This window comes from Actinokineospora cianjurensis (genome assembly GCF_003663795.1).
GTDB classification, from domain to species: Bacteria; Actinomycetota; Actinomycetes; order Mycobacteriales; family Pseudonocardiaceae; genus Actinokineospora; species Actinokineospora terrae.
The window spans coordinates 1-25,119 of the sequence record NZ_RCDD01000006.1 but is presented as its reverse complement, the minus strand read 5'-3'; the positions used below and the strand labels follow the sequence as shown (position 1 = coordinate 25,119).

Genomic DNA, 25,119 nt, shown 5'->3' with positions numbered 1-25,119 from the left:
CTCGACCGCACGGTGGCGGCCCACAAGGGACCGCCACCGCCCGCGACCGACACCGAGCGTCACCGCCGCCGAATAGCCCTTCCCGCTTTCCCGGAATCGCCATTCGCGGCGCCCCCGGTGACCACGACGTCGAGCACGGGCACCGGCAACAGCCGAACACGCACCCTGATCTCCCGCACCGGTCCGCGCACCAGCAAGCGCGGGGACAGGAATACGAACCCCCATGACAGCAGCACACCGAGCAGCACAGTCACCGTGGTTACCTCATCCGCCTGGGACAAATCCCTCCCCCGGCGCGGCGGTGGCGCTTCCCCGATCTTAACGGCGGCTGTCAACACCACCATTCAGTCCACATCACTCGCCCGGGCGGACCCGGGCGGCGCGGCGCAGGACGTCCTCGACCATCGCCTGGGTGAGCCTGCCGGTGAAGGTGTTCTGCTGGCTGACGTGGTAGCAGCCGAACAGGGTCAGCGGCGGGCCGCCGTCGACCGCGGCGAGGTGGTGTTCGACGCCGTGGCCGAACCGGGGGCGCGGCGTCGGGACCGACCACATCGCGGTCAGCACCGGAAGCAGGGCCTGCCAACCGAAGGCGCCGAGGACGACGACCGCGCGCAGGGTGGGTCGGAGCAGGGCGAACTCCTCGACCAGCCAGTGCCCGCACGCGTCGCGCTCGGCCGGGGTCGGCTTGTTGGCCGGTGGGGCGCACTTCACCGGCGCGGTGATCCGCACGCCGCGCAGTTCCAGGCCGTCGCCGATGTGGGTGGCGGTGGGCTGCGACGCCAGGCCGACGGCGTGCATGGCGGCGTAGAGGACGTCGCCGGAACGGTCGCCGGTGAACACGCGGCCGGTGCGGTTGGCGCCGTGCGCGGCAGGGGCGAGGCCGACGACGGCCACCGAGGCGTCCGGCGGGCCGAAGCCGGGCACCGGTCGCCCCCAGTAGTCCTGGTCGCGGAACGCGGCGCGCTTGGTGGCGGCGACCTCCTCGCGCCAGGCGACCAGTCGGGGACACGCCCGGCACTCGACGACGCGGCCGTCCAACTCGGCGATGGTGCTCACGACCAGCAATCACACCACGTCACCGCCCCCGCCGCACAGGCGCCACTAGGGTCGGTGACATGGCACCCACCGACGCAGCCGACGAGCCGAAGCCCGCCGTCGAGCCGACCGACGACCTCGTCAGCACCTCCCACTCGCTCACCGTCCGCAGGCGCAAGCTCAACTACACGGCGACCACCGGCCGGGTCGTGCTGCGCAAGGAGGTGACCACCGACGGCAAGTTCGAGGGGCACCAGCCCAAGGCCGAGGTCTTCCTCACCGCGTACACCCTCGACGGGGCTGACCCGGCGCGCAGGCCGGTGACCTTCGCCTTCAACGGCGGCCCCGGCTCGGCCAGCATCTGGCTGCACCTGGGCCTGTTCGGGCCGCGCCGGGTGGTCAGCGGCGACGCGGGCGACCTGGCCGCGCCGCCCTACGGCCTGGTGGACAACACCGAGACCCTGCTCGCGCACAGCGACCTCGTCTTCATCGATCCGGTGTCCACCGGGTACTCGCGGGCGGTCAAGGGCGAGAAGGCGGGCGAGTTCCACGGCTTCGAGGGCGACATCGAGTCCGTCGGCGAGGTCATCCGGCTGTGGACGACCCGCAACGGGCGCTGGGTGTCGCCGAAGTTCCTCGCGGGCGAGTCCTACGGGACCACGCGCGCGGCCGGGCTGGCGCACCACCTGCAGACCAGGCGCGGGATGTACCTCAACGGGTTGATCCTGATCTCCTCGGTGCTCGACTTCGCCACGCTGGACTTCACCACCGGCAACGACGTCCCGTACGCGCTGTTCCTGCCGAGCTACGCCGCGATCGCGCACCACCACGGCCTGCACGGTGACCGGCCGCTGCGCGAGGTGCTCGACGAGGCGGAGGCATTCGCCGCGCGCGACTACCCGTACGCGCTCGCCCAGGGCTCCCGACTGTCCACTGAGGACCGTGCGGCCGCGGTGGCCACCCTCGCGCGGCTCACCGGCCTCGACCCCGACTACGTCGACCGGGTCAACCTGCGGGTCGAGCACATTCGCTTCTTCACCGAACTATTGCGCCACCGCAAGCAAACGGTCGGGCGGCTCGACGGCCGGTTCACCGGGTGGGACAGCGACTACGGTCGTGAACGGTTCAGCGACGACCCGGCGGGCTCGGCCATCATGGGCGCCTACACCGCTGGTATGAACCACTACCTGCACTCGGAACTGGCGTACCCCAACGACTTGCCCTACGAGGTGCTCAGCATCGAGGTGAATCGATCCTGGTCGTTCAAGGAGTTCGAGAACGCGCACGTCACGGTCACCGACCGGCTCGCCGCGGCGATGCGCGCCAACCCGCACCTGCGGGTGCACGTCGCATCCGGGTACACCGACGGCGCGACCCCGTACTTCGCCACCGAGCACTCCTTGGCACAGCTCGACATCCCCGACGAGCTGCGGGCCAACATCGAGGTTTGCTACTACGACGCCGGGCACATGATGTACGTGCACGAGCCGTCCCGGTTGCGCCAGTCGAAGGACATCGCCGCGTTCATCGGGAAAACCGTTAGCTGATAAGCGGTTACCACGCGGACCCCGAGCCCGTACGCTGAGCGGCGTGTGGCCCCCGACCGGTCCGGTCGGGGGCGGTCTCAGCTGAGCCTCCCTTCGGCGACGGGGTCAAGCGTGAGCGATATCGGGCGACGCCTGCGGCAGATCCGCAACGCGCGGGGCAAGTCGCTCGCGGTCGTTGCCGGGCTGGCGGGCATCTCGCCGTCGTACCTGAGCAGGCTGGAGTCCGGGCACCGGGCGCTGGACCGCCGGTCGCTGATCATGGCGTTGGCCAGGGCGCTCGACGTCGCGCCGACCGAGATCACCAACGTCGCCCTCGCGCTGCCCGGCGAGGCCGAGGAGGACCGCTCGCTCGGCGCGGTCCGGCTCGCCCTGTTCGCCGCGGCCATGCACGCCTGGCGCGGGCGGGTCTGCGGGGTCGACGAGCTGACCGACCGGGCCGAGCACCTGCTGGAGCAGCAGCGGCAGTGCGACTACGCGCTCGTCGGCGCCCGGTTGCCGGATCTCATCGACGACCTGCACACCACGTTGGCGGCTGGTCGTGACCAACGGGAGGTCCTGCGGCTGCTGGTCATCACCCACGTGCAGGGCACGCAAGCCTGGTTGGGTGACATCGGCGCCAGCCAGGACCTCGGCTGGCAGGCGTCGACGCTGGCCGCCGACGCCGCGCAGCGGCTCGGTGAGCCCGCGTACCTGGCGGTCAGCGGGTTCGGCACCGCGTTCGGCCTGATCGGCGCGGGCGGGTTCGACCTGGCCGAGCGGGTGCTGCACGACACCCACCCCGGCACGGCGGGCAACACCGAGCTGCAGATGGCGGGCATGCTGACCCTCACCAGGTCGCTGGTCGCCGCGGCGAAGGGCGAGCAGGGCGAACGGGCCGCGGCGCTCGACCACGCCGACGACCTGGCCAGGCACGCGGGCGAGGGCAACGCCCTGTGGTTCGGCTTCGGCCCGTCCAACGTCGGCGTGTGGCGGATGACGGTCGCGCTGGAGGCGGGCGAGCACGCCGAGGCGGTCCGGATCGCGAGCACCGTCGACCCGAACGCCCTGCCGTCCCCGACCCGCAAGTCCGCGTACTGGCGCGAGTACGGCCGAGCACTGGCGCGGATGCCCAACCGCCGCGACGAAGCGGTGCTGATGCTGCGCCGCGCCGAGCGCATCTCCCCGGCCCGGGTTCACCGGCACCCGTTCATGCACTCCGTACTCTCGGAACTGTTGGCCCGCGCCCGCGACGACGCCATCGGCAGGGAACTGCGCGGCCTGGCCTATCGGGCTGGTCTGCTGTCCTGACATGCGTTCCCGCTCATGGGTTCGCGGTGTCCGCGCCTCCGCCGAACGGGGGACCTTGCCACAGTGGCAAAGCCGGTCCCCGGCCGTCTCCTAGCGTTGACCGCGGTGGAGGAGGTGATGGGTGTGGTCGGGGAGATCGGGTCCGCAGCACGGCTGGGCGGCACGGTGTGACGGCGACCCCGGAGCAGGTCGACACAGCACGGGCGATCGTCCTGCTCGCCGCCAAACTGGACACGCTACCCACGCGGCTGCGTGACTACGCCTCCGGTCTCATCATCGGCTGGGCCTCTCCCGAACAAGCCGACGCCCTGGCCGACGCCCTGGAGGAAACAGCACGACAGATCCGCCTCAACCGACCGAGGTTCGTGCTGACCATGGAATAACCCCACTCCACCACAGGGCAGCGGGCCTCGCCGAGACCGACTCGACGGGGCCCGCTGTCATCCACAGTGGACAGATCAACCAGGAACCCGGAAGTCGTCGGCGACGACCAGGATCACGCCGGGATCTTCCTCTCCGTAGGTGGGCAGGTGCGAGTCGCAGGCAACCCTGATGGTGGTCGCCAGTACACAGGCCGAGTTCTGCTGATCGGCGATGCCCGCCGAGTAGTAGACGGTGGTCTTCTTGGTACTCGCCAGCCCGTTCTCGGTGAGGCCCCTGGCCTCCAGAACAGTCCACCCATCACCGCGCAGGTAGTCGACAGCCGCTTTACCGGGGTCTACGACCGTCGACTTGTCGTAGACGCGGATCGAGCCACGGGGAGACGAGGACGAGAGGCTCGGCGGACCGCCCGGCAGCTCTGATCTGATCGTCGGCCCGGGCGGCGCGGGGAACCCCGAGGTGGCGACCGTGGTCGCGGGCGACGTCGTCGACGTGGTGGCCGACGTGGACGGAGTGGTACCGACGTCATCGTTCGGGACGAACCGGATGGCGAGCAACACGGCCGACGCGGCGGCCACCACGACAACGACGCCCACCCACACGGACGGGTACCGCCAACGGCGCCGCACGGGCTGGGCCGGGGGACGATCATCCGCCGCCGCGGTCACCACGTGTACCGGGTTGCGGGCGATCGCGAGTAGACCGGCGTTGTGCGAGCCGACGCTGCCGGGGGTCGGGTAGCCGCGGGCGGCCATGCGCGACCGGACCGTGCGGGCGATGTCGTCGAGGCCGAGGAGATCCGGGCCGTCGGGGAGGCCGTCGCGCAGTACTGCGAGGAGTTCACCGGTGAACGCGGTGTGCCGGTGCCCCTTCGGCGCGAGGGCGACGGCGTTCGGCGGCGTGGCGACGAGGGTGTAGGTACCGGTCACCTCGACCTGGCCCACGACGGCGGCGCCCATGGTCTCGCCGAGGGCGCGGCCGCTGAAGCAGCAGTCGAGGACCAGGACCCGGTTGGCCGCGGGCGACTCCCGGAGCAGGTCGCGCACCAGGTCGAACGCCAAGGCGCTGACCCGCACCTCATCCGGGTCGGTGTCCGCCAGGGCGAAGTGCAGCTCTCCCCTGCCGGGGCTGACGAGGCCGTGCCCGGCGAAGTACACCAACACCGTGTCCTCGGCCTGGGTCTGTTCGCGCAGGGCGCGGTAGACCTCGCGGGTCGACCCCGGGTTCTCCACGACCGTGCACCGCTGCGGGGCGAAACCCCCGAGGCCGGGTGCGGTGAGAGCGGACTTGAGGTCGTGCAGGTTTGCCGGGACGGCGGGCAGATCGGGCAGCGAGGTGGCCTGGTAGGTGCTCGTGCCGACCAGGATCGCGCGGGAACGGGCCGGATCGGGTAAGCGCATGCGGAGATCCTCGGTGGGCGCCGTCGGTGTCGTGGGGACAACACCTTCCCACAAGGAGATCTCGGGGTGTTGTTCTGCCGGTTCGATTGGTTGCGAGGCGGTTTCGGGCGTGCGTAGGGTCGGGTGCGTTGGTGTTGCGGCGAATGGGGGCGTGCGATGAGTGGTTCTCAGCAGGAGTCCGGGTACGTGCTGGACGAGGACACCACGGAGTTGTTCTGGGGGATGTTGGAAGACGAGGGTGTGCACCGGGCGGGGTTCGTGGCGCACATGAGCATGTGCTTCCACGAGGAGACCGCGGCGGGGACCTCGGGCGGCCAGAGGTGAGTTGAGCGGTGTACCGCATGACGTCGAGTCTGCGGGTTGTGGCGTTGGACGAGACGTTGGCGCGGGCGAGGCGGGTGGCTGCTGGGTTGGGGGTCACCCGGGTCACGGACACGACCTGGTTGGACTACCTGGGGATCCCGGTTTTCGCGAGCATCCGACCTTCGGCGGGCGTGGGGTCGTTGTGCGTGAACGCGGGTAAGGGCGTTCGCGTGCGGGAGGCCCAGGTGGGCGCCTACATGGAGGCGATCGAGTACGCCCTGGCCGAGTACGGTCCGCAGTCCCCCAGCGTGTTCGAGTCGACGCCCCGGGAGGTCGCGGGGCAGGGGTTCGACTTCGTGGACCTGTGCCCGCTGCTGGGCCGCCCGGTCGACCCGGATGGGCCGCTGATGTGCGTGATGGCGGAGGACATCGCCGACGGGACCCGGGTCGCGCTGCCCGCCGAGTTGGTGTTCGCCCCGTACCGGGAGAACCAGGGGCAGCGGGTGTTCGGCAGCAGCACGACCGGCCTGGCCTCGGGCAACTCGGTGGCCGAGGCGACCGTGCACGGGCTGGCCGAGGTGATCGAGCGCGATGTCTCCGCGTTCAACCACTTCGGGGACCGGTCGCGGCTGGTCGAGCCGGACACCGTGCCGCCGGAGGTCGCCGAGGTGGTCGCGAAGGTCGAGGACGCCGGGCTGCGGGCCGTGCTGCGGTACACGCCCACCGAGTTCGGATTGCCCTACTTCCGGGCATCCATCCTGGAACCGGACGACGACCAGCCGATCGCCATCGCCCAGGGCGCGGGCCTGCACCTGCTGCGCGACATCGCCGCGGTGCGCGGTCTGTGCGAGGCGGCGCAGTCCCGGCTGACCGGTATCCACGGTGGGCGCGACGACCTCATGGACCGGGTGGACTACTTCGCCGAGCCGGGCGGCGCTGACCGGGAGCGGCGCGCGACCCGCGAACTGCGCGCCCAGGTCACCGACACCACCGGATCCGTGCGCTACTCCGAGATCCCGGCAGGAACACCCGTGGACAGCATCGGCTCGGCACTGCACGAACTGCGGAAAGCCCTCTCACGCGCCGGAATCGAGCACGCATACCGGGTCACACTGTCCACACCGGACCTACCGCTCGCCGTTGTCCGGGTGATCGTGCCCGGCATGGAGTCCTTCGAGCCCGGTCTCAAGCGAGTAGGACCACGACTCGCGGCCAGGGTTCGCACCGCGTGAAGACCATCGCCTTCGTAGGACCGACTGCGTTCGGCCTGAGCAGTCCGGTCTTCCCCGCTGATGTCGATGTCCGCGGTCCCGTGCGCCGCGGTGACGTTGCCGCGCTGCTCGGCACCGAGCCGGGCGTCCTGATCGTGGTCGACGGCACCTTCCACAGCTTCCCCGCCGTGGGGCACGTCGAACTGCGCACGGCGATCGCCGAGGGGTGGCAGGTCTGGGGCCTGTCCTCGATGGGTGCCATCCGCGCCGCCGAGATGCGCCACCTCGGGATGCACGGTTTCGGCGCGGTCTACCAGCGCTACGTCGACGATCCGGATCTCGCCGACGACGAGGTCGCCCTACTGCACGCCGCCGAGGCCCCGCACCGGCCGCTCTCGGAGCCGATGATCCACATCCGCTCGTTCGTCGACGCGCTGCGCGAGCACAGCCTGGTGTCGCCCGCCGCCGCGGACAAGGTCATCGATCACCTCAAGAACCGTTGGTACGCCGAGAGAACCCACCAGGCCCTCCGTGCCGCGCTACAGGACCTCGCCGACCTCCCGCCCGCCGCGCTACCCCCGTTCGACGACCACTGCCTCAAGACCAAGGACCTCGTCCGGTTCACCACCGAGCAACCGTGGCGACTCGGCTGACCGGCGCAGCGCGGCTGCTCGCACAGGCACGGGATCACTGGAACCGCCCGGGCACGACCTCGCTGTCCGGCGCCCCGGTGCGCACGCTGCCCGAAACCCATCAGTCCACGGTGAACCCGTACTGGGACCTGGCGAGCACGGTGCCGGTGCACGAACGGACCCTGCCCGTCGAGGGTTCGGGCGTGCTGGTCGAGGTCCTGCCCCCGCCGCACGGCCCGTTCGGCTGGTGGGTCCCGCAGAAGCAGATCGCCTGGGCGGTCCCCAGCCCGGGAGACCTCGCCTGGCTCGAGGAGAGGCTCGGCGGACGCCCCGTACTGGACCTGGGCGCCGGCTTGGGCTACTGGTCCTGGCAGCTGCGCCAGCTCGACATCGACTCCCTCGCCTACGACCTCGGCACCGGCAGCCGAGCCTGGCTGGACGACGTCGAGCCGTACGCCACTGTCCACAACGGACCAGCCGAGGTCGCCGCCGACCACCCCGACCGCGCGCTGCTGCTGTGCTGGCCACCCGCCAACGGCATGGCCGACACTGCGCTCCACCACTACCAGGGCGACACGGTCGTCTACGTCGGCGAGCTGAACCCGGATGTCTGCGCGGGCCAAGCCTTCTTCACCGCGCTGGAGCGCTGGGACCTGTTGGGGCACAGCCCTTTCCACGTCAACCTGTACGGCTTCCGCGGTGTCCTGCGCGCGTACCGGCGCCGGGAATGCGACAGGCCCCCTCGGCGGACCGAGGGGGCCTGTCGGAACAGTGCTACTTCAGGAACTTGCGACCGTTGGTGACCGCGTTCCAGGCGTCCACGGAGCCGTGGCCGTAGAAGCTGTTGAACGACGGCGTGCCGGTGCAGGTGGCGTTGAACTCCGCCGGGCGGCCGATGGGGGTGTAGTCCACCGTCCGCGGGGTCGGGCAGGCGATCTCGGCGGCGGTGCCCTCGAGCACGCGCTTGACCTTGTCCGGGGACAGCGACACGCCGTTGCGGGTGTAGTCGCCGTACTGGGAGACGATGAGCGCTGCCACACCGGAAGCGTGCGGCGATGCCATCGAGGTGCCCTGGAGGTACTGGTAGTAGCCGCAGGTCCCGTTGGCCTTGCACGCCTTCTGGACGCCGAGGGCCTCGCCGTCCGGGGTGATGTTCCCGGCCTCGTCGATCGCCCCCTCGGTCAGTGCGACGTTGCGGGGGTAGGTCGAGAGGATGAGGTTCTCGTTGGTGCGGTACCAGTCCGTGCCGAGGCCGTCCCGGAAGTAGCCGCCGGGGGCCGACACCGAGATGCGCTCGGTGCCGTAGTTGGAGTAGTCGGCCTTGGCCTGCGACGGGCCGTACGCGCTGACGCCGATCGCGTGCGGGCCCTCGATCGGCAGCGAGAAGCAGGTCGCGTTGTCGATCGTGCGCGGGTACGCCGTGCCTGCCGGGTAGTCGGGGCTGCTGGAGTCGGGCAACGGGTTGCCCAGGTCCATGTGCCCGTTGCCCAGCGACACGATCTGGCTGACGCCCTTGCGGTGCGCGTACTCCATCGCCCGGTTGACCGACCGGACGATCAGCCGCTGCTCGGCGCGCTGCTCCGGGCTGTCGGCGGCGTTGTTGGCGCAGTTGTAGAGCCACGGGTCCACGTAGAACGACATGTTGACCACGTCGATCCCCGCGTCACCGGCGTAGGTCATCGCGTCGACGACCGGCTGCAGGAAGAAGTAGCCGGAGTCCTGACCGCCGCGGATGTTGACGATGGACACGCCCGGTGCGACACCGGAGATGCCGAAGCCGTCCGCCGCCGCGGCGATGGTGCCCGCGACGTGCGTGCCGTGCCCGCCGTTGTCGACGTCGGCGGGGTCGACGCAGCCCCGGTACTCGCAGGGGCCGTCGACGACCTCGCCGTTCTCGTCGAACGGGATGTCGCGGGTGAAGTTGCGCGACAGGGCCCGGTCGAAGTTGGGTGCGATGTCCGGGTGCGAGGCGTCCACACCCGTGTCCAGGATGCCGACCTTGACCCGCTTGTCGCCTGCCTGCTTGGTGCGGGCCAGGTCCGAGCGGACCGCGGTGAGCCCCCACGCCAGCGAGTCGAGCGGGTCGAGACCCGCCGTGGTCGCCTTCGGGGACTTCTTCTTGCCCGCCTTGGCCGAGCGGCCCTCCTGCTCGACGGCCTTGGTCTTGGCCGCCTTGTCGCCGCGCGGCGACTGGCCGATCGACTTCGAGCGGGCGGCCGTGTCGACCGCCCTGTTGCCTGCGAGGCGGGCGGTGAAGCCGTTCTCAGGGGCGGTGGCGGTGATCAGACCAGCTGCCTTGTTGCTGGTCACGACGGTACCGCCTGCCGCGCGCACAGCGGCCTCAGCCGACTCGACGGACGCGCCGTCGGCGGCGAGGACGTTGAACTCGACGGTCTTGCCGGACAGCGCCTGTTGGGCGTTGGCCGCGCTGGGCGCGACCAACCCCGCGAGGGTCACCACCAGCGGTACCGCGAGTGCGGCACCGACCAGCTTGCGACGATTCACGCGAACTCCTCCTCGTGAAACCATCCCTGAGAACGGCCCCCGACTCAGGGAACGATCGACTTCTCCTCGGCGAAGTGGCAGGCGCTGGGGTGGTTGGCGACTCGGGTGACCAGCTTCGGCTCCTCCGTCGCGCAGATGTCCTGCGCCTTCCAGCACCGGGTGCGGAACCGGCAGCCCGACGGCGGGTCGACCGGGCTGGGGACGTCGCCCTCCAGCCGGATCACCTGCCGCTGGTCGCGCAGTTCCGGGTCCGGCACCGGCACCGCCGAGAGCAGCGCCTGGGTGTACGGGTGGGTCGGGTGCTCGTAGATCTCCTCCTCGGTCCCGACCTCGACCATCTTGCCCAGGTACATCACCGCGACCCGGTCGGAGAGGTGGCGCACCACCGACAGGTCGTGGGCGATGAACACGTACGACAGCCCGAACTCGGTCTGCAGGTCACCCAGCAGGTTCATCACCTGGGCCTGGATGGACACGTCCAGCGCGGACACCGGCTCGTCGCAGACGATCACCTTGGGCCGCAGCGCGAGCGCGCGGGCGATGCCGATGCGCTGGCGCTGGCCGCCGGAGAACTGGTGCGGGTAGCGGTTGATGTGCTCGGCGTTGAGCCCGACCACGTCGAGCAGCTCGCGCACCTTCTTCGCCCGCGAACCCTTCGGCGCCACCTCGGGGTGGATCTCGAACGGCTCGCCGATGATGTCGCCGACGGTCATCCTCGGGTTGAGCGAGGTGTACGGGTCCTGCAGCACGATCTGGATGTCGCGGCGCAGCTTGCGCAGCTCGCCGCCCTTCATCTTCAGGATGTCGCGACCCTCGAAGGTGGCGGTGCCGCTGGTCGGCGGCTCCAGGCGCATCAGCACCTGGGCCAGGGTCGACTTGCCGCAGCCGGACTCACCGACGATGCCGAGGGTCTCGCCGCGCTTGAGGTCGAAGGAGACCCCGTCGACCGCGCGGACGTGCCCGACGGTCCGCTTGAACAGCACGCCGACCCGGACCGGGAAGTGCTTGACCAGGTCGCGGACCTCGATGATGTTGTCAGTCACCGCTGATCAGCTCCTCGGCGAAGTGGCAGGCGCTGAGCCGACCGGGGGCCAGGCGGTGCTGCGGCGGGACCTCGGTCTTGCAGATGTCCTGCACGCGGGGGCACCTCGGGTTGAACGGACAGCCCTTCGGGATGTTGAGCAGGCTGGGCGGCAACCCCTTGATGGTGGTCAACTCGGTGCCCTTGAGGTCGAGCCTGGGCAGCGAGTCGAGCAGGCCCTGGGTGTAGGGGTGGCCCGGCTTGCGGTAGAGGTCGCGCGCGTGCGACTGCTCCACGATCCGCCCGGCGTACATGACCGCGATCCGGTCGGCGACCTCGGCGACGACGCCGAGGTCGTGGGTGATCAGGATCAGGCCCATGTTCCGCTCGACCTGGATGTCCTTGAGCAGGTCCATGATCTGGGCCTGCACGGTGACGTCCAGCGCGGTGGTCGGCTCGTCGGCGATGAGCATCTCCGGGTCGAGCGCCAGCGACATCGCGATCATCGCGCGCTGCCGCATGCCACCGGAGAACTCGTGCGGGTACTGGCGCACCCGGCCCTGGGGGTTGGGGATCTTGACCAGGTCGAGCAGTTCGATCGCGCGCTTGCGGGCGTCCTTGCGCGACATGCCGCGCCGGACCCGCAACTGCTCCTCGATCTGGAAGCCGACGGTGAAAACCGGGTTGAGCGCCGACAGCGCGTCCTGGAAGATCATGGCGATGCCGGATCCACGCACCTCCCGCCGCCGCCTCGAGGACGCCTTGAGCAGGTTCTCGCCGTGGAACCGGATCTCGCCGCCGGTGATGACACCGGGCGGCATGTCCAGGATGCCCATGATGGTCTGGGCGGTCACCGACTTGCCGGAACCGGACTCGCCGAGCACGGCGAGCGTCTCGCCCGGCTCGACCCGGTAGCTGACGCCGTTGAGCACCTTGGCCACCCCGTCGCGGGTGCGGAACTCGACGAACAGGTCGTCGACCTCCAGCAGCGGGGCACCGGGCACCTGGGCTGGTTCTTCGAAGTCCACTTCGGACCTTGTGGTGGTCATGGCGCTACCTCGCCTTGGGGTCCAGCGCTTCGCGCACGGCGTCGCCGAGCATCACGAAGGCGAGCACGGTCGCGGTCAGGAACGCAGCGGGGAACAGCAGGCTGTGCGGGGCCACCCGGATCACGTCGCGCGAGTCCGAGATCATCACGCCCCAGGACACGACCGGCGCGCGCAGCCCGATGCCGAGGAACGACAGCGTCGCCTCCGCGCCGATGAACGCCCCGAGCGCGATGGTCGCGTAGACCAGCACGGGCGCGACCGCGTTGGGCAGCATGTGCCGCAGGATGATCCGCGACGTGCTGGCGCCGAGCGCGCGGGCGGCCTTGACGTAGTCCTGCTGCTTGGCCGCGATGGCCGCCGACCGCATGATGCGCATGCAGACCGGCCAGGACAGGATCGAGATGGACAGCACGACCAGGAAGATGATCTGGGTCGCGCTGGTCTCCCCGCTCGCGCGGAAGCTGGACAGGATGACGATGGCGCCCAGGACGAAGGGCAGGCCGAAGAACACGTCGGCGATGCGCGACATGAGTCCGTCGAGCCAGCCGCCGTAGTACCCGGCGAGCAGACCGAAGGTCGATCCGATCAGGACGGTCAGCAGGGTCGCCGCCACACCGACGATGATCGAGGCCCGGCTCCCGTAGATGGTGCGGGAGAACAGGTCGTAACCCTGGTTGTCGTACCCGAACCAGGCGGCCGCGGAGGGTCCCTCGCGGCTGCGGCCCAGTTCGGCGTAGTTCGGGTCGACCGAGGTGAACAGGCTCGGCCAGAACGCCATGAGCAGCACGAGCAGGATCAGCGCGGCGGAGACGATGAACAGGGGTCGCCTGCGCAGGTCGTGCCAGGCGTCGGAGGCGAGGCTGCGGGGCTTGTTGCCCTTGACCTCGGCGTGCTCGGCGGCGGTGACGAACTCCTCCGGAGCGGTCGTCACCGTGCTCGCGGTGCTCGGGTCAGTCATAGCGGATCCTTGGGTCGAGGACGGCGTAGAGCAGGTCCACCAGCAGGTTCGACAACAGGTAGACCATCACCAGCAGCGTGACGACGCCGGTGACCGTTACCCCCTCTTTGCCGATGATGCCGTCGTAGACGAGACTGCCGATGCCCTTGATGTCGAAGATGCCCTCGGTGACGATGGCTCCGCCCATGAGGGCGCCGAGGTCGGTACCGAGGAACGTCACCACGGGGATGGCGGAGTTGCGCAGCAGGTGCACACCGACGACCCGGCGCTGGGCGAGGCCCTTGGCGGTGGCGGTGCGGACGTAGTCGGCGCGTTTGTTCTCCGCGATCGACGTCCGGGTCAACCTGGTCACGTAGGCCATGGACAGGCTGCCGAGGACGAACCCGGGGACGATGAGGTGCTGCCACGGCGCTGGTGAGGCGGATACCGTGGTCTTGATCCACTTGAGCTCGAACCCGAGGGTGATCTGCAGGACGAAGCCGGTGACGAACACCGGCAGCGAGATGAGGAACAGGGTGGACACCAGCACGAGGTTGTCCAGGAAGCCGCGGCCGCGCAGGCCGGTCAGGACACCGGCGGCCAGTCCGATGACGGCCTCGATCGCCAGCGCGACGAGCGCGAGGCGGATCGTGTTCGGGTATGCCTCACCGATCAGTTCACCCACGTCGAGGCCGCGGAAGGTCTCGCCGAAGTTGCCCTGCAGCACGTTGATCATGTACTTGCCGTACTGCACGACCAGCGGGTCGCCGAGGTTGAACTTGTCCATCATGGCCTGGACGTAGGAGTCCGGGCAGGGGCGGTCGCCGCACTTGCCCGCGAACGCGTCGCCGGGCAGGCTCCAGACCAGCCAGTAGATCAGGAAGGTGGTCCCGATGAACACCGGGATCAGCTGTAGCAGTCGTCGGAGGACGTAGCGTCCCATTGTCTCTCCCAACCTGACTCCGGGCCGGGGGCGCGGGATCGCCGCACCCCCGGCCCGGAGTGGAACTGGTGTGAACTACTTCTTCTTGACCGTCACGCTGGTCAGGTCGAGTTCACGCAGCGAGCTGAGGCGGGCGTTGTCGAGCCGCTCGGACCAGCCGTACTGGGCGGTCTGGTTCCACAGCGGGATGACCGGGAAGTCCTCGGCCAGCACGCGCTCACCCTCCTGGTACAGCTTGTTCGCCTCGTCGACGCTGGGGGCGGAGTCCGCCCTGGCCAGGATCCCGTCGAGCTTGGGGCTGGTGTACTCACCGTCGTTGGAGGACGCGCCGGTGCGGTACAGCTGGTTCAGGAAGTTCTCGATCGACGGGTAGTCCGCGATCCAGCCGGTGCGGAAGATCGCGCTCATCTGCCGGGCGTTGATCTTCTGGCGGGTCTCGGCGAAGGTCGGGATGGGCTCGTAGAGGCACTCGATGCCCAGCGCGTTCTTGATGCTGTTGCAGGTCGCGGTCATCCAGTCCTTGTGACCGCCGTCAGCGTTGGTCGAGAGCTTGACGGTGCCCTTGAAGCCCGACTTGGCCAGGTACTCCTTGGCCTTCTCCGGGTTGTAGGTGCACAGGTCGCCGCACTGGCCCTTGGCGTAGCCGGGGACAGCCGGGTTGACCCAGCCGTCGGCCGGGATGCGGGTGCCGTCGAAGATCTTGTCGACGATCTCCTGGCGGTTGATCGCCAGCGACAGCGCCTTGCGCAGGTCGGCGTTGGTGTAGGTCGGGTCGTAGTACGGGAAGGTCAGGGTCTGGTTGCCCATGTAGGGGGTCGACCCGTTGCGGCCCTCGAGGTCCTGCTTGTACTTGCCACCGGCGATGCCGGTCGGCGGGATGGTGTCGAGGAAGTCCAGGTCACCGCCGACGATGGCGGTGTAGGCGGCCTCGTTCGACTCGAAGATCTTGAACGTGAGGTCCTTGAACTTCGCCTTGTCGTCACCGGCGTAGTCGTCGTTGCGGGTCAGCACGATCTCGGCGTTGGGCTTGCGCGAGACGAACTTGAACGGCCCGTTGCCGACCGGCTTGGCCTCGAACGCCTTCTGGTCGGCGAAGAACGAGTCCGGCAGCGGGAAGAACGGGTTGTAGCCCAGCTTCAGCGGGAAGACCGCGAACGGGGCGTTCAGGTTGACCTCGAAGGTGGAGTCGTCGACGACCTTGAGGCCGGACATCTCCTTCGCGGTGGGCTCGGGGGCCTTCTGCGGGCCCGCGGTGCCGTCCGGGTCCTCGGTGTGCACGTCCTTGTAGCCCTGGACCTGCTCGAAGAAGCTCGCGCCCTGCTGCCCGTTGGGGCTGTAGGCGGTGTAGTTCCAGGCGTCGACGAAGTTCTTGGCCTTCACCGGGGTGCCGTCGTGGAACTTCCAGCCCGAGTTCAGCGTGATCTTGTAGCTCTTGGAGTCGGTCGTCGCGATCTCCTTGGCCACCGCGTTCTTCGACTCGCCCGTGACCGGGTCGTACCTGGTCAGACCGACGAACAGGGCGCGGATGACCTTGCTGCCGCCGCTCTCGGTGGTGTTACCGGGCACGAGCGGGTTCTCCGGCTCGGTACCGAAGGCCGACAGCGCGCCATCGGCGTCAGCGGCCCCGGTGTTGCCACCGGTGGTGCCGCCGCTGCCGGTGTCCTCGCTGCCACCGCCACACCCCGCGATCGTGAGCGCGAGTGCAAGCGGCATCACCGATGCCGCTATCCAGCGTGGTTTGCGCATGGGTCTCCTCCCAGGCTAGTTCGACGTGCTCAGGCTTGGTACGCCCAACGGCAGTCGTCGATCGCGGAGCGGAACCGCCCGCTCCGAAAGTGAGTGGAAGTTAACCGGAGGGGTGAGTCAGCAGGCGATCGACAGCGTCACAAACGAGTCACAATCAGCGCGAGTTCATCCGTTTGGGGGATGGCCTCTTCGGAGAGTGACCGCTAACCGAACAGTTTGTCGTTGGCGATTCTGTGTCAGGGCAATGTTATGACGGCTATCCAAAGAACTGATGCGGTTCACTGATGGCCCGCGGCCTTCGCGACCGACAGCGCGATGCCGTCCAGAATGTCGTGTTCGCTCACCAGCAGGCTTGTGATCTCCGTCTCCAGCGCGACGCGCCTGGCCAGGGCCCGGACCACCACCGCGCCACCACCGATCACGTCCACCCGACCGGGGTGCATGGCCCCGATGGCGGCGCGTTCGTGGTGACCGGCGGTGAGCAGACGGGCGGTGATCGACTCGATCCCGGCGAACGGGATCCGGCTCAGGTGGATCCGGTCCGGGTCGTAGGCGGGCAACCCCAGCGAGATGGCGGCCATGGTGGTGACGGTGCCCGCGACCCCGACGAACGTGCGCGCCGAGGCCACCGGGACCTGCGCGAACGCCTCGTCGAGCAGCCGCGCGGCCACGGCGTCGGCCTCGGCCACCTCGGCCTCGGTCGGCGGGTCGGAGTGCAGCGCCCGCTCGGTGAGCCGCACGCAGCCCACGTCGGCGGAGTGGGAGCCGTCGAAGCGCGCCTCGACCCCGTCCCAGCCGCCCAGGACCAGCTCGGTCGACCCGCCGCCGACGTCGGCGACCAGGAACGGGCCGTCGTCGGGGTCGAGGTCGCCGACCGCGCCGAGGAAGGACAGGCGCGCCTCCTCGGCACCGCTGATGACCTCGGCCTCGACCCCGAGGACCTCGGTGGTCATGGCGAAGAACTCGGCGCGGTTGGCCGCGTCCCTGGTGGCCGACGTGGCCACCATGCGCACCCGCTCGACGCCCTTGCGGCGCAGCACACCGACGTAGTCCACCAGCGCGGACCTGGTCCTGGCGATGGCCTCGGGGGCGAGCAGGCCGGTCGCGTCGACGCCCTGGCCGAGCCGCACCACCCGCATCTCCCGGTGCAGGTCGCGCAGGGCGGCCGAACCGTCGTGCCCGGTGGCCACCTCGGCCACCAGCAGGCGGATCGAGTTCGTGCCGCAGTCGATGGCGGCCACTCTGCTCATGGGCACGAGCCTAAGCGTCGGTTTTTTGGCGTGTCTTGCCGGGCCGGGTGCCACCGCTTTCGGGGCTTTGCCGGGTCGGAATGCGCGGACGTGCGCTGATCGCACCCGGTGGGGTCCGGATTCACCGGGTCGGGCAAGGCACGACACAGCCCGTCAATAACGAGTGGCACGGTCCCGCTTCATTACCGGTTGCCATTTGTCAGTCGTCACGCTGCCATCCCGCAACGGTGTGAAGGAAGTGGCCGAGGCGGTGGTGGCCGCGATCAGAGCCGGGACACGACCCGGGCGGGCAGGTCCACCTCGGACAGCTCGGCGTCGCAGGCGGCGAGGTGCGCGGCGAGCGCAGCGGCGTAGTCGCGGCCCGCGGCGTCGAGCAGCAGCGCCCTGCGGGTGGCGAACCCACCGGCCAGCGCTCCCGCGTCGGCGATGACCGAGGCCAGCGCGGCCGCCGGGTCGTCGGTGACCTCGTCGACCAGGCCCACCTGGAGCGCCTGCGCCGCGGTCAGCTCGGTGCCGCGCACGGCGAGGCTCCTGGCCCTGGCCGCGCCGAGGTGGGTGGCGAGCCGGTGCAGGACCATGCCCGGCCAGACCCTCCCCCGCTCGCGCGGCAGCCCGATCCGCGCGTCGACGGCGGCGATGCGGTGGTCGGCGACCAGCACGGTCTCCAGCGCCGGGCCGGAGCAGGCGCCGACGACCACGGCGACGACCGGGACATCGACCCGCTCGACCCGGCGCAGCACCCGCTCCCAGGCCGCGACGTCGGCGACGTCGGCCGTGCCCGGCCACGTCCGCGCCGTCGCGCGGTGCCACAGCACCAGCGGCCCGCCGTCGCGCTCCGCGGCCGCGCACGCCCGCTCGAGCAGGGCGGCCAGCTCGGCCATGGGCCGTTCGCCGCCCGCACCGCCCCCTGCTCGACCGGCAGCGCGGTCGGTGGACCTCGGGACTGGACCTGTCATCGCTCCCCCTCGACTGCTCCCCCGGGCCCCAACCCGGTCCGCGCGCCATTCGACCGTCCACAAGCGACAGTCACTGGCCGCGCGGTGTGGAATATATAAAAATAAACACCCCCTGGCGGCACCCAGGATGCGCACAGCCGGTGAGCGGTGTCAACCAGGTCGGGTCCTTCGGCTGCGGCATCGGGGAAAGCACCGCGGGGCACCGCGGCGGCGACTATTCTGGTGGGCCGTCCACACGATCTTTGCCTTGCGGCACAGGGTAATGGCCCGGCCTGGCAAGATCGCCGATTGCCGAATGAAAGAACCGCCCCACTCGAATCGAGTGGGGCGGTTCCGTTCGGCGTTGTCGCCGCGGTCCTACGGAGTCGGCACGACGGTCGACCCAGCGGCGCCGGTGGCCTGGACCGACGAGCTCAGCGGCGCGCACGGGTCGGGGACGGGAGTCGTGGTGGGCGTCGGGGTCGGCGTCGTCGACTCGGTCGGCTCGACGCAGCTCGGCGCGGTGGTCGGCGTCGTGGTGCTGGTCGGGTCGGTGGTGGTCGTCGGCGTGCTGGTCGGGGCCGTGGTCTGGCTCGTGCTCGGCTCCGTGGTCGTGGTCGAGGCGTCGCTGGAACCGGTGGGCTGCGTGGTGCCCGCGGGCGGGGTGCTCGGGTTCTGCGTCGGCTGCACACCCTCGACCGGCGGGGTGCCACCCTGCGGCCTCGGCTCGACCGGCGCGGGCAGCGCGAGCTGCTCGGCCTGGTCCACCGGGGTGCTCGGCAGCGGCGTGACGCCCTTGGCGTAGGCGTCGGCCCAGATCAGGACCGTGCGCACGTAGCTGTCGGAGTGGTTGTAGCGGAACACCGCCGTGGCCCGCTGCTGCGGGTTCGACAGGTCGAGGCCACCGGAGCACAGGTACTTGCCCGCGCCGAGGGTGGCGTCGTAGATGTTGTTCGGGTCCGTCTCGCCGTCGCCGTTGCCGTCGGAGGCGTAGCCCTTCCAGGTCGACGGGATGAACTGCATCGGGCCGACCGCGCGGTCCCAGCGGGCGTCGCCGTCGTAGCGGCCGCCGTCGGTGTCGCGGATCGCGGCGAAACCACCGCCGTTGAGCACCGGGCCCAGGATCGGGCTCGCGGTCCTGCCGCTCGCGTCGACCCGCCCGCCGCGCGCGTGGTTGGACTCGATGCGGCCGATGCTGGCCAGCAGCGGCCAGTCGATCTTGCAGCCGGGCGTGGTGGTGGCCAGCGCCTGCGCGGCGCGCATGTACGCCTGCAGCATCGTGCCCGGGATGCCGTTGGGGCCGCCCGGCAGCGGGGAGACCGCTGGGCCTGCCGTGTACTTGAGCAGCTCCGGCGTACCCGCCAGGGCGAGGATCTGCTTGCCGAGCTCGGTGTTCTCCGGCGCCGAACCGTCCGCGCCGACCTCGCTCGGGTCGGTCAGGCCGAAGAGCCCGCCACCGACGTGCTTGGCCAGCGTGACACCGCCCGCGTCATCGGCACCGGCGAAGTTCACCGGCTCGCCCGCGACGACGACGGGAACGAGCAGCAGGGCCCCAGCCGCCGCGGCCACGCCCCGTCTGCGCTTTCTCTGCTGCCGGTGCTTGCCCGCCTTCCCGCCCCCGGTCCTGGAACCCACCGTCAAACCCCGCCCCTCGGTTGTGCTTCCGCCTGCCGCCGCAGACCCGTGCTCGTGTGTCCGGTCATCTACCCTGCCTCATCTCGGTCCCAGAGTCATCGTCGGCAGGCGAAGCCGCGGTAAAAGGGTCCAGAAGTCGTCACCTGCCGCCCTTACGTCCGTCCGTTGTTAACCCTGGGGTACGAGTTGTGGCGTTCTTGACCAAGGAGGGACGTAAAGCGCACCGCTCCGGGTTGCCCCGCCGCCGGGATTACCCTTCGGTAATGACCGGCACCGAGCTCACCGCGCGCCCGCTGGAACGCACCCACCTCGTGGTCAACCAGACCCCACCACTGCATCGCCTCGACCCCCTCGAGTGTGACCCGGCGCTGGTCAGCGCGGTGCGCGCGTTCGGATCCGACGGCGTGCTCGACTCGCTCCGCACGGTCGCGCTGGAGTCCGGATCCGCCGAGGCGCGTGAACACGGACGGTTGGCCAACGCACACCCTCCGGTGCTGCACACCCACGACCGGTACGGCAACCGGGTGGACGAGGTCGAGTTCCACCCGTCCTGGCACTGGCTGATGACACGCGCTGTGGCGCACGGGCTGCACGCCGCCCCCTGGGCCCCGGACGCGGGCGAGCACGCGCACCTGCGCCGCGCGGCGGCTTTCACCCTGTGGTCACAGGTGGAAGCGGGCCACGGCTGCCCGATCTCCATGACCTACGCGGTGATCCCCGCGCTGCGCCACGAACCGACCCTGGCCGCCGCCTACGAACCCGGTTTGCTCTCTTCGTCCTACGACTTCGGTTTGCGGCCCCCCGCGGCGAAAGCGGGGTTGCTCGCGGGGATGTCCATGACGGAGAAGCAAGGCGGCTCGGACGTCCGCGTGAACTCCACCACAGCAACACCTTCGGGGGACGGGACGTACGCGCTCGTCGGCCACAAGTGGTTCACCTCCGCCCCGATGAACGACCTCTTCCTCACCCTCGCGCAGGCACCGGGCGGCCTCACCTGCTTCCTGCTGCCCAGGGTGCTCCCGGACGGCACCCGCAACGCACTGCGCCTGCAACGCCTCAAGGACAAGCTGGGCAACAAGTCCAACGCCTCAGCCGAACTGGAGTACACCGGCGCGACCGGCTGGCGGGTCGGCGAGGAGGGCCGCGGCGTGCGGACCATCATCGAGATGGTCACGATGACCCGCCTCGACTGCGTCCTCGGCTCCACGTCGAACATCCGCGCCGCGCTCACCGAGGCGGCCCACCACGCCGCCCACCGCACCGCGTTCGGCTCGCTGCTGCGCGAACACCCCGCGATGACGGCGGTGCTCGCGGACCTGGCGCTGGAATCGGAAGGCGCGACCGTGCTGGCGATGTGGCTGGCGTCCCTGGTGGACTCCGGCTCCCCGCTGCTGCGCCTCGCCCTGCCCGCGGCGAAGTTCACCGTCTGCAAGCGGGCACCCGGTGTCGTGGCCGAGGCGCTGGAATGCCTGGGCGGCAACGGGTACGTCGAGGAATCCGGTCTGCCGCGGCTCTACCGCGAGGCGCCGCTGATGTCGATCTGGGAGGGCTCTGGCAACGTGACCGCGCTCGACGTCCTGCGGGCGGTCCAGCGCGAGCCGCTCACCGTGGAGGCGCTGTGGGAGGAATTGGCGTCGACTGCCGGGGCCGACTCCCGATTGGACACCGCGGTGGCCGAACTGCGGGCGGAGATCGCGGACCCCGCGCCGGTGCGGGCCAGGCGGGTGGCCGAGCTGATCGCGCTGTGCTTGCAGACGAGCCTGTTGCTGCGCGTGTCGCCGGTGGTCGGCGAGGCTTTCTGCGCGTCGCGGCTGGGGGCGCGGTCGGGCGTGCTGGGGGTGCTGCCGCGGGGTGTGCCGGTGCGGGACCTGGTCGACCGGGTGACGCCCGCGGTCGGGTGAGCCCCGGAGTACGACCGCCGGGCTCGGCTGCTGCGCGACCGCGACTGGTGAGCGTCGGGTGTGGACTGGCCGCCGACCAGCCGTGCCGGTCGGCGGCTGTCGCCGCTCAGCCGGTCAGGTGGTGCTGCGCGGCGTCCTGGATGGCCTGGCGGGCCTGTTGCAGCGCCTGGTTGAGCGCCTCGGCGTGCGACTCGGCCTGGTGCAGCAGGTTGGTGATGTTGCCGGAGGTGGACGTGCTGCCCAGGATCGACGACACCTCGGCCCCGATGTTGCCCAACTCGCTGAGGAACTGCTGGGTGGCGTTGACCGGGACGCGGTCCGCGACGCCGTTCAACCGCTGCGCTTCTTCTTGGATGCTCATCCTCCGGATTCTCCCGTCGGCAGGTGACGCGACTCGGACCGGGATATCTTCGCCGACACCGGGCGGACACCCGCGGTGATGGCCGGAACCCGCGCGCTCAGCGGTCGCTCTCGACCGAGATCCTGGCGTTGACCTCGCCGAGCGCCTCCTGGTACTCGGGCAGCGGGTTCATCGCGACCGCCATCCGCAGCTGGGTCTGCGCCTCGGTCAGCCTGCTCTGCCGCTGCAACGTCTTGCCGAGCGCGAAGCGGGCGTAGTGGTCGGACGGGTCGAGCTCCAGCACCCGCAGGAATGCTTGCTCGGCGCGGCGCAGCTGGGCCGAGCCCAGGTAGGCCCGGCCAGCGAGCAGGTGCACGCTCGGCGCGTCCGGCTCGGCCGCCAGCACCGGAGCGAGCGCCGCGAGGGCGTCAAGGGGCCTGCGTTGGGCCACCAGTGACTCTGCGTGGCGGAACGCGGCGAACACCTCTGCGGGCTCAGGGCTCATGGTCAGATCAACTCTACGCGGGACGGGGTGGTAGTTCGACCCCAGAACAACTCGCTCCACGATGTGAGCCATCCCCCGGTCGTGTTCGTCTCCGACCGGGTCCGGGCACCGCTAGGCTCGACCCGGAGTAGTCGGCAGACGTTGTTAGGAGCACCACGTGGCGGTCATCGAGCAGGTCGGCGCGCGCGAGATCCTGGACTCACGCGGTAACCCCACCGTCGAGGTCGAGGTCGCCCTCGACGACGGCACGCTGGCCCGCGCCGCGGTGCCCTCGGGTGCCTCCACCGGTGAGCACGAGGCGGTCGAGCTGCGCGACGGCGACCCCAACCGGTACTTCGGCAAGGGCGTGGAGAAGGCCGTCACCGCGGTGCTCGACGAGATCGGCCCCGAGCTGCAGGGCGTCGACGCCGTCGACCAGCGGATCGTGGACCAGAAGCTGGTCGACCTCGACGGCACCCCGGACAAGTCCCGGCTCGGCGCCAACGCCATCCTCGGCGTGTCGCTCGCGGTGGCCAAGGCCGCCGCCGACTCCAGCGGCCTCGAGCTGTTCCGCTACCTGGGCGGCCCGAACGCGCACGTGCTGCCGGTGCCGATGCTCAACATCCTCAACGGCGGCGCGCACGCCGACACCGCGGTCGACATCCAGGAGTTCATGATCGCGCCGATCGGCGCGGAGAGCTTCCGCGAGGCGCTGCGCTGGGGCACCGAGGTCTACCACTCGCTCAAGTCCGTGCTCAAGGCCAAGGGCCTGGGCACCGGCCTCGGCGACGAGGGCGGCTTCGCGCCGAGCCTGTCGAACAACCGCGAGGCGCTCGACCTGATCCTGGTGGCCATCGACAAGGCGGGCTACACCGCGGGGCGCGACATCGCGCTGGCCCTCGACGTCGCCGCCACCGAGTTCCACTCCGACGGCGCCTACACCTTCGAGGGCAGCAAGAAGAGCTCCGAGCAGCTGATCGCGTACTACACCGAGCTGGTCAACGCCTACCCGCTGGTCTCGATCGAGGACCCGCTGTCGGAGGACGACTGGGACGGCTGGGTGCGGCTGACCGCCGAGCTGGGCGAGCGCGTGCAGATCGTCGGCGACGACCTGTTCGTCACCAACCCGGACCGGCTGGAGGAGGGCATCGCCCGCCGCGCCGCCAACGCGCTGCTGGTGAAGGTCAACCAGATCGGCACCCTGTCCGAGACCCTGGACGCGGTCACCCTGGCCACCTCTTACGGCTACCGCAGCATGATGAGCCACCGCTCCGGCGAGACCGAGGACACCACCATCGCCGACCTGGCCGTGGCCACCGGCGTCGGCCAGATCAAGACCGGCGCCCCGGCCCGCGGCGAGCGCACCGCCAAGTACAACCAGCTCCTGCGCATCGAGGAGACCCTGGGCGACGCCGCGCGCTACGCGGGCGAACTCGCCTTCCCCCGCTTCACCGCGGAGTCCTGACGCCGATGGTCGGGCGCGGAACCGAACGAGGCCGGGGGCGACGCGACCCCGTCGCCCGCGGTCCGGCACGCGTGCGGCGCACGCGCCCGACCACCACCACCCCGGCACGCGAACCGCAGGCGCAGCCCGGCGCGAGGCACACCCGCAAGGGCATCCTCGGCCTGGCCACCACCCGCCGCGCCGCCGTCGTCGCCACCGTGGTGTGCGCCCTGGCACTGAGCATCGCGGTCCCGCTGCGCAACTACCTGTCACAGCGCTCCGAGATCGAGGTCTACGAACAGCGCCAGGCCGAACTCGTCAGCCAGGTCGCCGAGCTCAACGCGCGCAAGGAGCGCCTCTCGGACCCGGAGCAGATCCGCGCCCAGGCCCGCGAGAGACTCCGCTACGTGATGCCAGGAGAAACCCCCTACATGGTCGAACTCCCCAGCGACCCGGCCACCGCGCCCGGCGCTGGTCAGCCGGGCCACCCGATCCCGCAACAAGCCTGGTACGAGGGCCTGTGGGACTCGGTCACCGGAGCGGGCCGGTGACCTTCGAGCCGCCCAGCGACCTTGACCTGGCCACGATCGCCGAACAGCTCGGGCGGCAGCCGCGCGCTATTCGGGCGGTGGCTGCTCGTTGTCCTAGCGGGCATCCGGCGGTGATTCAGACCAATCCTCGGTTGGAGGATGGGACGCCGTTTCCCACGCTGTATTACTTGACTTGCTCTCGGCTTGCTGCGGCGATCAGTACGGTTGAGACGAGCGGGGTGATGCGGGAGATGACGGATCGGTTGGCTGTGGATCCGGATCTGGCCGCGCACTACTTGCGGGCGCATGAGTCCTATTTGGACGAACGCGATGCGTTGGGTCCTTTGGGGACTCAGGTTACCGCGGGGGGGATGCCTGGGCGGGTGAAGTGTTTGCACGCGTTGGTGGCGCATTCGTTGGCCAAGGGGGCGGGCGTGAATCCGTTTGGGGATGAGGCGTTGGAGTTGCTTTCGCCGCATTGGCCGGTGGGGGTTTGCGCGGTTTGATTGGACTGTCCGGCTCTCGTTCTCGGCTGCGCCGTCGACGGTGAACGCCTCGCCTGCGGCATTGGCCTGTGCGCGATTCAAGCGACAAGCTCGATGG

At 70.2% G+C, this 25,119-nt stretch carries 25 protein-coding genes; 11 read left to right on the top strand and 14 right to left on the bottom strand.

The window, feature by feature from the left end; translation table 11 throughout:
• Positions 1 to 59 precede the first annotated feature (59 nt).
• Positions 60 to 254 carry a hypothetical protein gene (locus CLV68_RS27300; protein WP_147460181.1) on the bottom strand — a complete coding sequence of 65 codons (195 nt, stop codon included), beginning with the start codon at positions 252 to 254 and terminating at the stop codon, positions 60 to 62.
• 100 nt (positions 255 to 354) lie between these two features.
• A complete protein-coding gene (locus CLV68_RS27295) occupies positions 355 to 1,056 on the bottom strand; it encodes a uracil-DNA glycosylase (protein ID WP_121394017.1) in 702 nt (233 codons plus the stop codon).
• A 59-nt stretch (positions 1,057 to 1,115) separates the two neighbouring features.
• On the opposite strand from CLV68_RS27295, the gene CLV68_RS27290 reads away from it, so the two are divergent.
• From CLV68_RS27290 to CLV68_RS27280, 3 genes are all read left to right on the top strand, one after another.
• A complete protein-coding gene (locus CLV68_RS27290) occupies positions 1,116 to 2,582 on the top strand; it encodes a S10 family peptidase (RefSeq protein ID WP_121393780.1) in 1,467 nt (488 codons plus the stop codon).
• Positions 2,583 to 2,693: 111 nt separating this feature from the next.
• Positions 2,694 to 3,869: a helix-turn-helix domain-containing protein gene (locus CLV68_RS27285; protein ID WP_121393779.1), complete on the top strand. Its 1,176-nt coding sequence runs from the start codon at positions 2,694 to 2,696 to the stop codon at positions 3,867 to 3,869.
• A 167-nt stretch (positions 3,870 to 4,036) separates the two neighbouring features.
• The gene (locus CLV68_RS27280) at positions 4,037 to 4,252 is read left to right on the top strand and encodes a hypothetical protein (protein WP_092779822.1); all 216 of its coding nucleotides are present in this window, start codon (positions 4,037 to 4,039) and stop codon (positions 4,250 to 4,252) included.
• 75 nt (positions 4,253 to 4,327) lie between these two features.
• Here CLV68_RS27280 and CLV68_RS27275 read toward each other — a convergent pair whose 3' ends face one another.
• Entirely contained in the window at positions 4,328 to 5,650 is a 1,323-nt protein-coding gene (locus CLV68_RS27275) for a caspase, EACC1-associated type (protein ID WP_121393778.1), read from the bottom strand.
• 156 nt (positions 5,651 to 5,806) lie between these two features.
• Here CLV68_RS27275 and CLV68_RS34265 point away from each other — a divergent pair, with 156 nt between their 5' ends.
• The 4 genes from CLV68_RS34265 to CLV68_RS27260 are packed head-to-tail and all read left to right on the top strand — an operon-like array spanning position 5,807 to position 8,599.
• Positions 5,807 to 5,974: a hypothetical protein gene (locus CLV68_RS34265; protein WP_170224613.1), complete on the top strand. Its 168-nt coding sequence runs from the start codon at positions 5,807 to 5,809 to the stop codon at positions 5,972 to 5,974.
• Positions 5,975 to 5,991: 17 nt separating this feature from the next.
• Positions 5,992 to 7,185 (top strand): YcaO-like family protein, encoded by a 1,194-nt coding sequence (locus tag CLV68_RS27270; RefSeq protein ID WP_121394015.1) that lies wholly within the window; start codon positions 5,992 to 5,994, stop codon positions 7,183 to 7,185.
• On the top strand, positions 7,182 to 7,817 hold the full coding sequence (locus CLV68_RS27265) for a TfuA-like protein (RefSeq protein WP_170224612.1): 636 nt from the start codon (positions 7,182 to 7,184) through the stop codon (positions 7,815 to 7,817). Before CLV68_RS27270 ends, CLV68_RS27265 begins: the two co-directional genes overlap by 4 nt.
• On the top strand, positions 7,802 to 8,599 hold the full coding sequence (locus CLV68_RS27260) for a hypothetical protein (RefSeq protein ID WP_121393776.1): 798 nt from the start codon (positions 7,802 to 7,804) through the stop codon (positions 8,597 to 8,599). The genes CLV68_RS27265 and CLV68_RS27260 overlap by 16 nt, the downstream gene beginning before the upstream one ends.
• Here CLV68_RS27260 and CLV68_RS27255 read toward each other — a convergent pair.
• From CLV68_RS27255 to CLV68_RS27215, 9 genes are all read right to left on the bottom strand, one after another.
• On the bottom strand, positions 8,571 to 10,325 hold the full coding sequence (locus tag CLV68_RS27255; protein WP_121393775.1) for a S8 family serine peptidase: 1,755 nt from the start codon (positions 10,323 to 10,325) through the stop codon (positions 8,571 to 8,573). The genes CLV68_RS27260 and CLV68_RS27255 overlap by 29 nt on opposite strands.
• Before the next feature lie 20 nt (positions 10,326 to 10,345).
• The gene (locus CLV68_RS27250; protein ID WP_121393774.1) at positions 10,346 to 11,344 is read right to left on the bottom strand and encodes an ABC transporter ATP-binding protein; all 999 of its coding nucleotides are present in this window, start codon (positions 11,342 to 11,344) and stop codon (positions 10,346 to 10,348) included.
• Entirely contained in the window at positions 11,337 to 12,371 is a 1,035-nt protein-coding gene (locus CLV68_RS27245) for an ABC transporter ATP-binding protein (protein WP_121393773.1), read from the bottom strand. Before CLV68_RS27245 ends, CLV68_RS27250 begins: the two co-directional genes overlap by 8 nt.
• Positions 12,372 to 12,375: 4 nt before the next feature.
• Entirely contained in the window at positions 12,376 to 13,329 is a 954-nt protein-coding gene (locus tag CLV68_RS27240) for an ABC transporter permease (RefSeq protein WP_121393772.1), read from the bottom strand.
• Positions 13,322 to 14,251, bottom strand: coding sequence for an ABC transporter permease (locus CLV68_RS27235; protein WP_121393771.1), 930 nt, complete (start codon positions 14,249 to 14,251; stop codon positions 13,322 to 13,324). The genes CLV68_RS27240 and CLV68_RS27235 overlap by 8 nt, the downstream gene beginning before the upstream one ends.
• A gap of 75 nt (positions 14,252 to 14,326) precedes the next feature.
• Positions 14,327 to 15,997: a peptide ABC transporter substrate-binding protein gene (locus CLV68_RS27230; RefSeq protein WP_211346789.1), complete on the bottom strand. Its 1,671-nt coding sequence runs from the start codon at positions 15,995 to 15,997 to the stop codon at positions 14,327 to 14,329.
• Positions 15,998 to 16,275: 278 nt separating this feature from the next.
• Positions 16,276 to 17,247 carry a Ppx/GppA phosphatase family protein gene (locus CLV68_RS27225; RefSeq protein WP_121393770.1) on the bottom strand — a complete coding sequence of 324 codons (972 nt, stop codon included), beginning with the start codon at positions 17,245 to 17,247 and terminating at the stop codon, positions 16,276 to 16,278.
• 263 nt (positions 17,248 to 17,510) lie between these two features.
• A complete protein-coding gene (gene dpgB, locus CLV68_RS27220; RefSeq protein WP_121393769.1) occupies positions 17,511 to 18,203 on the bottom strand; it encodes an enoyl-CoA-hydratase DpgB in 693 nt (230 codons plus the stop codon).
• 357 nt (positions 18,204 to 18,560) lie between these two features.
• Positions 18,561 to 19,817, bottom strand: a complete 1,257-nt coding sequence (locus CLV68_RS27215; RefSeq protein ID WP_211346788.1) for a lytic transglycosylase domain-containing protein — start codon at positions 19,815 to 19,817, stop codon at positions 18,561 to 18,563.
• Positions 19,818 to 20,080: 263 nt separating this feature from the next.
• Here CLV68_RS27215 and CLV68_RS27210 point away from each other — a divergent pair, with 263 nt between their 5' ends.
• A complete protein-coding gene (locus CLV68_RS27210) occupies positions 20,081 to 21,718 on the top strand; it encodes an acyl-CoA dehydrogenase family protein (protein WP_121393768.1) in 1,638 nt (545 codons plus the stop codon).
• A gap of 106 nt (positions 21,719 to 21,824) precedes the next feature.
• On the opposite strand, the gene CLV68_RS27205 is transcribed toward CLV68_RS27210, so the two are convergent.
• Positions 21,825 to 22,079 (bottom strand): hypothetical protein, encoded by a 255-nt coding sequence (locus CLV68_RS27205; protein WP_121393767.1) that lies wholly within the window; start codon positions 22,077 to 22,079, stop codon positions 21,825 to 21,827.
• A gap of 97 nt (positions 22,080 to 22,176) precedes the next feature.
• On the bottom strand, positions 22,177 to 22,563 hold the full coding sequence (locus CLV68_RS27200) for a tetratricopeptide repeat protein (RefSeq protein WP_121393766.1): 387 nt from the start codon (positions 22,561 to 22,563) through the stop codon (positions 22,177 to 22,179).
• A gap of 157 nt (positions 22,564 to 22,720) precedes the next feature.
• Between CLV68_RS27200 and eno the strand changes: the two genes are divergently transcribed.
• The 3 genes from eno to CLV68_RS27185 all read left to right on the top strand — a co-directional run bounded on the left by eno (position 22,721) and on the right by CLV68_RS27185 (position 25,022).
• Positions 22,721 to 24,007: a phosphopyruvate hydratase gene (eno, locus tag CLV68_RS27195; RefSeq protein ID WP_121393765.1), complete on the top strand. Its 1,287-nt coding sequence runs from the start codon at positions 22,721 to 22,723 to the stop codon at positions 24,005 to 24,007.
• A gap of 71 nt (positions 24,008 to 24,078) precedes the next feature.
• A complete protein-coding gene (locus tag CLV68_RS27190; RefSeq protein WP_246010140.1) occupies positions 24,079 to 24,537 on the top strand; it encodes an FtsB family cell division protein in 459 nt (152 codons plus the stop codon).
• Positions 24,534 to 25,022, top strand: coding sequence for a DUF501 domain-containing protein (locus tag CLV68_RS27185; RefSeq protein ID WP_121393763.1), 489 nt, complete (start codon positions 24,534 to 24,536; stop codon positions 25,020 to 25,022). The genes CLV68_RS27190 and CLV68_RS27185 overlap by 4 nt, the downstream gene beginning before the upstream one ends.
• Positions 25,023 to 25,119 lie beyond the last annotated feature (97 nt).

Excerpts from the sequence above, each read along its gene's own strand:
- CLV68_RS27290 (WP_121393780.1), top strand. The coding sequence starts at position 1,116 with ATGGCACCCACCGACGCAGCCGACGAGCCGAAGCCCGCCGTCGAGCCG.
- CLV68_RS27240 (WP_121393772.1), bottom strand. The coding sequence starts at position 13,329 with ATGACTGACCCGAGCACCGCGAGCACGGTGACGACCGCTCCGGAGGAG.
- CLV68_RS27270 (WP_121394015.1), top strand. The coding sequence starts at position 5,992 with ATGACGTCGAGTCTGCGGGTTGTGGCGTTGGACGAGACGTTGGCGCGG.
- dpgB (WP_121393769.1), bottom strand. The coding sequence starts at position 18,203 with ATGACAGGTCCAGTCCCGAGGTCCACCGACCGCGCTGCCGGTCGAGCA.
- CLV68_RS27275 (WP_121393778.1), bottom strand. The coding sequence starts at position 5,650 with ATGCGCTTACCCGATCCGGCCCGTTCCCGCGCGATCCTGGTCGGCACG.
- CLV68_RS27230 (WP_211346789.1), bottom strand. The coding sequence starts at position 15,997 with ATGCGCAAACCACGCTGGATAGCGGCATCGGTGATGCCGCTTGCACTC.
- CLV68_RS27245 (WP_121393773.1), bottom strand. The coding sequence starts at position 12,371 with ATGACCACCACAAGGTCCGAAGTGGACTTCGAAGAACCAGCCCAGGTG.
- CLV68_RS27255 (WP_121393775.1), bottom strand. The coding sequence starts at position 10,325 with ATGGTTTCACGAGGAGGAGTTCGCGTGAATCGTCGCAAGCTGGTCGGT.
- CLV68_RS27200 (WP_121393766.1), bottom strand. The coding sequence starts at position 22,563 with ATGAGCCCTGAGCCCGCAGAGGTGTTCGCCGCGTTCCGCCACGCAGAG.
- CLV68_RS27235 (WP_121393771.1), bottom strand. The coding sequence starts at position 14,251 with ATGGGACGCTACGTCCTCCGACGACTGCTACAGCTGATCCCGGTGTTC.
- CLV68_RS27210 (WP_121393768.1), top strand. The coding sequence starts at position 20,081 with ATGACCGGCACCGAGCTCACCGCGCGCCCGCTGGAACGCACCCACCTC.
- CLV68_RS27225 (WP_121393770.1), bottom strand. The coding sequence starts at position 17,247 with ATGAGCAGAGTGGCCGCCATCGACTGCGGCACGAACTCGATCCGCCTG.
- CLV68_RS34265 (WP_170224613.1), top strand. The coding sequence starts at position 5,807 with ATGAGTGGTTCTCAGCAGGAGTCCGGGTACGTGCTGGACGAGGACACC.
- CLV68_RS27205 (WP_121393767.1), bottom strand. The coding sequence starts at position 22,079 with ATGAGCATCCAAGAAGAAGCGCAGCGGTTGAACGGCGTCGCGGACCGC.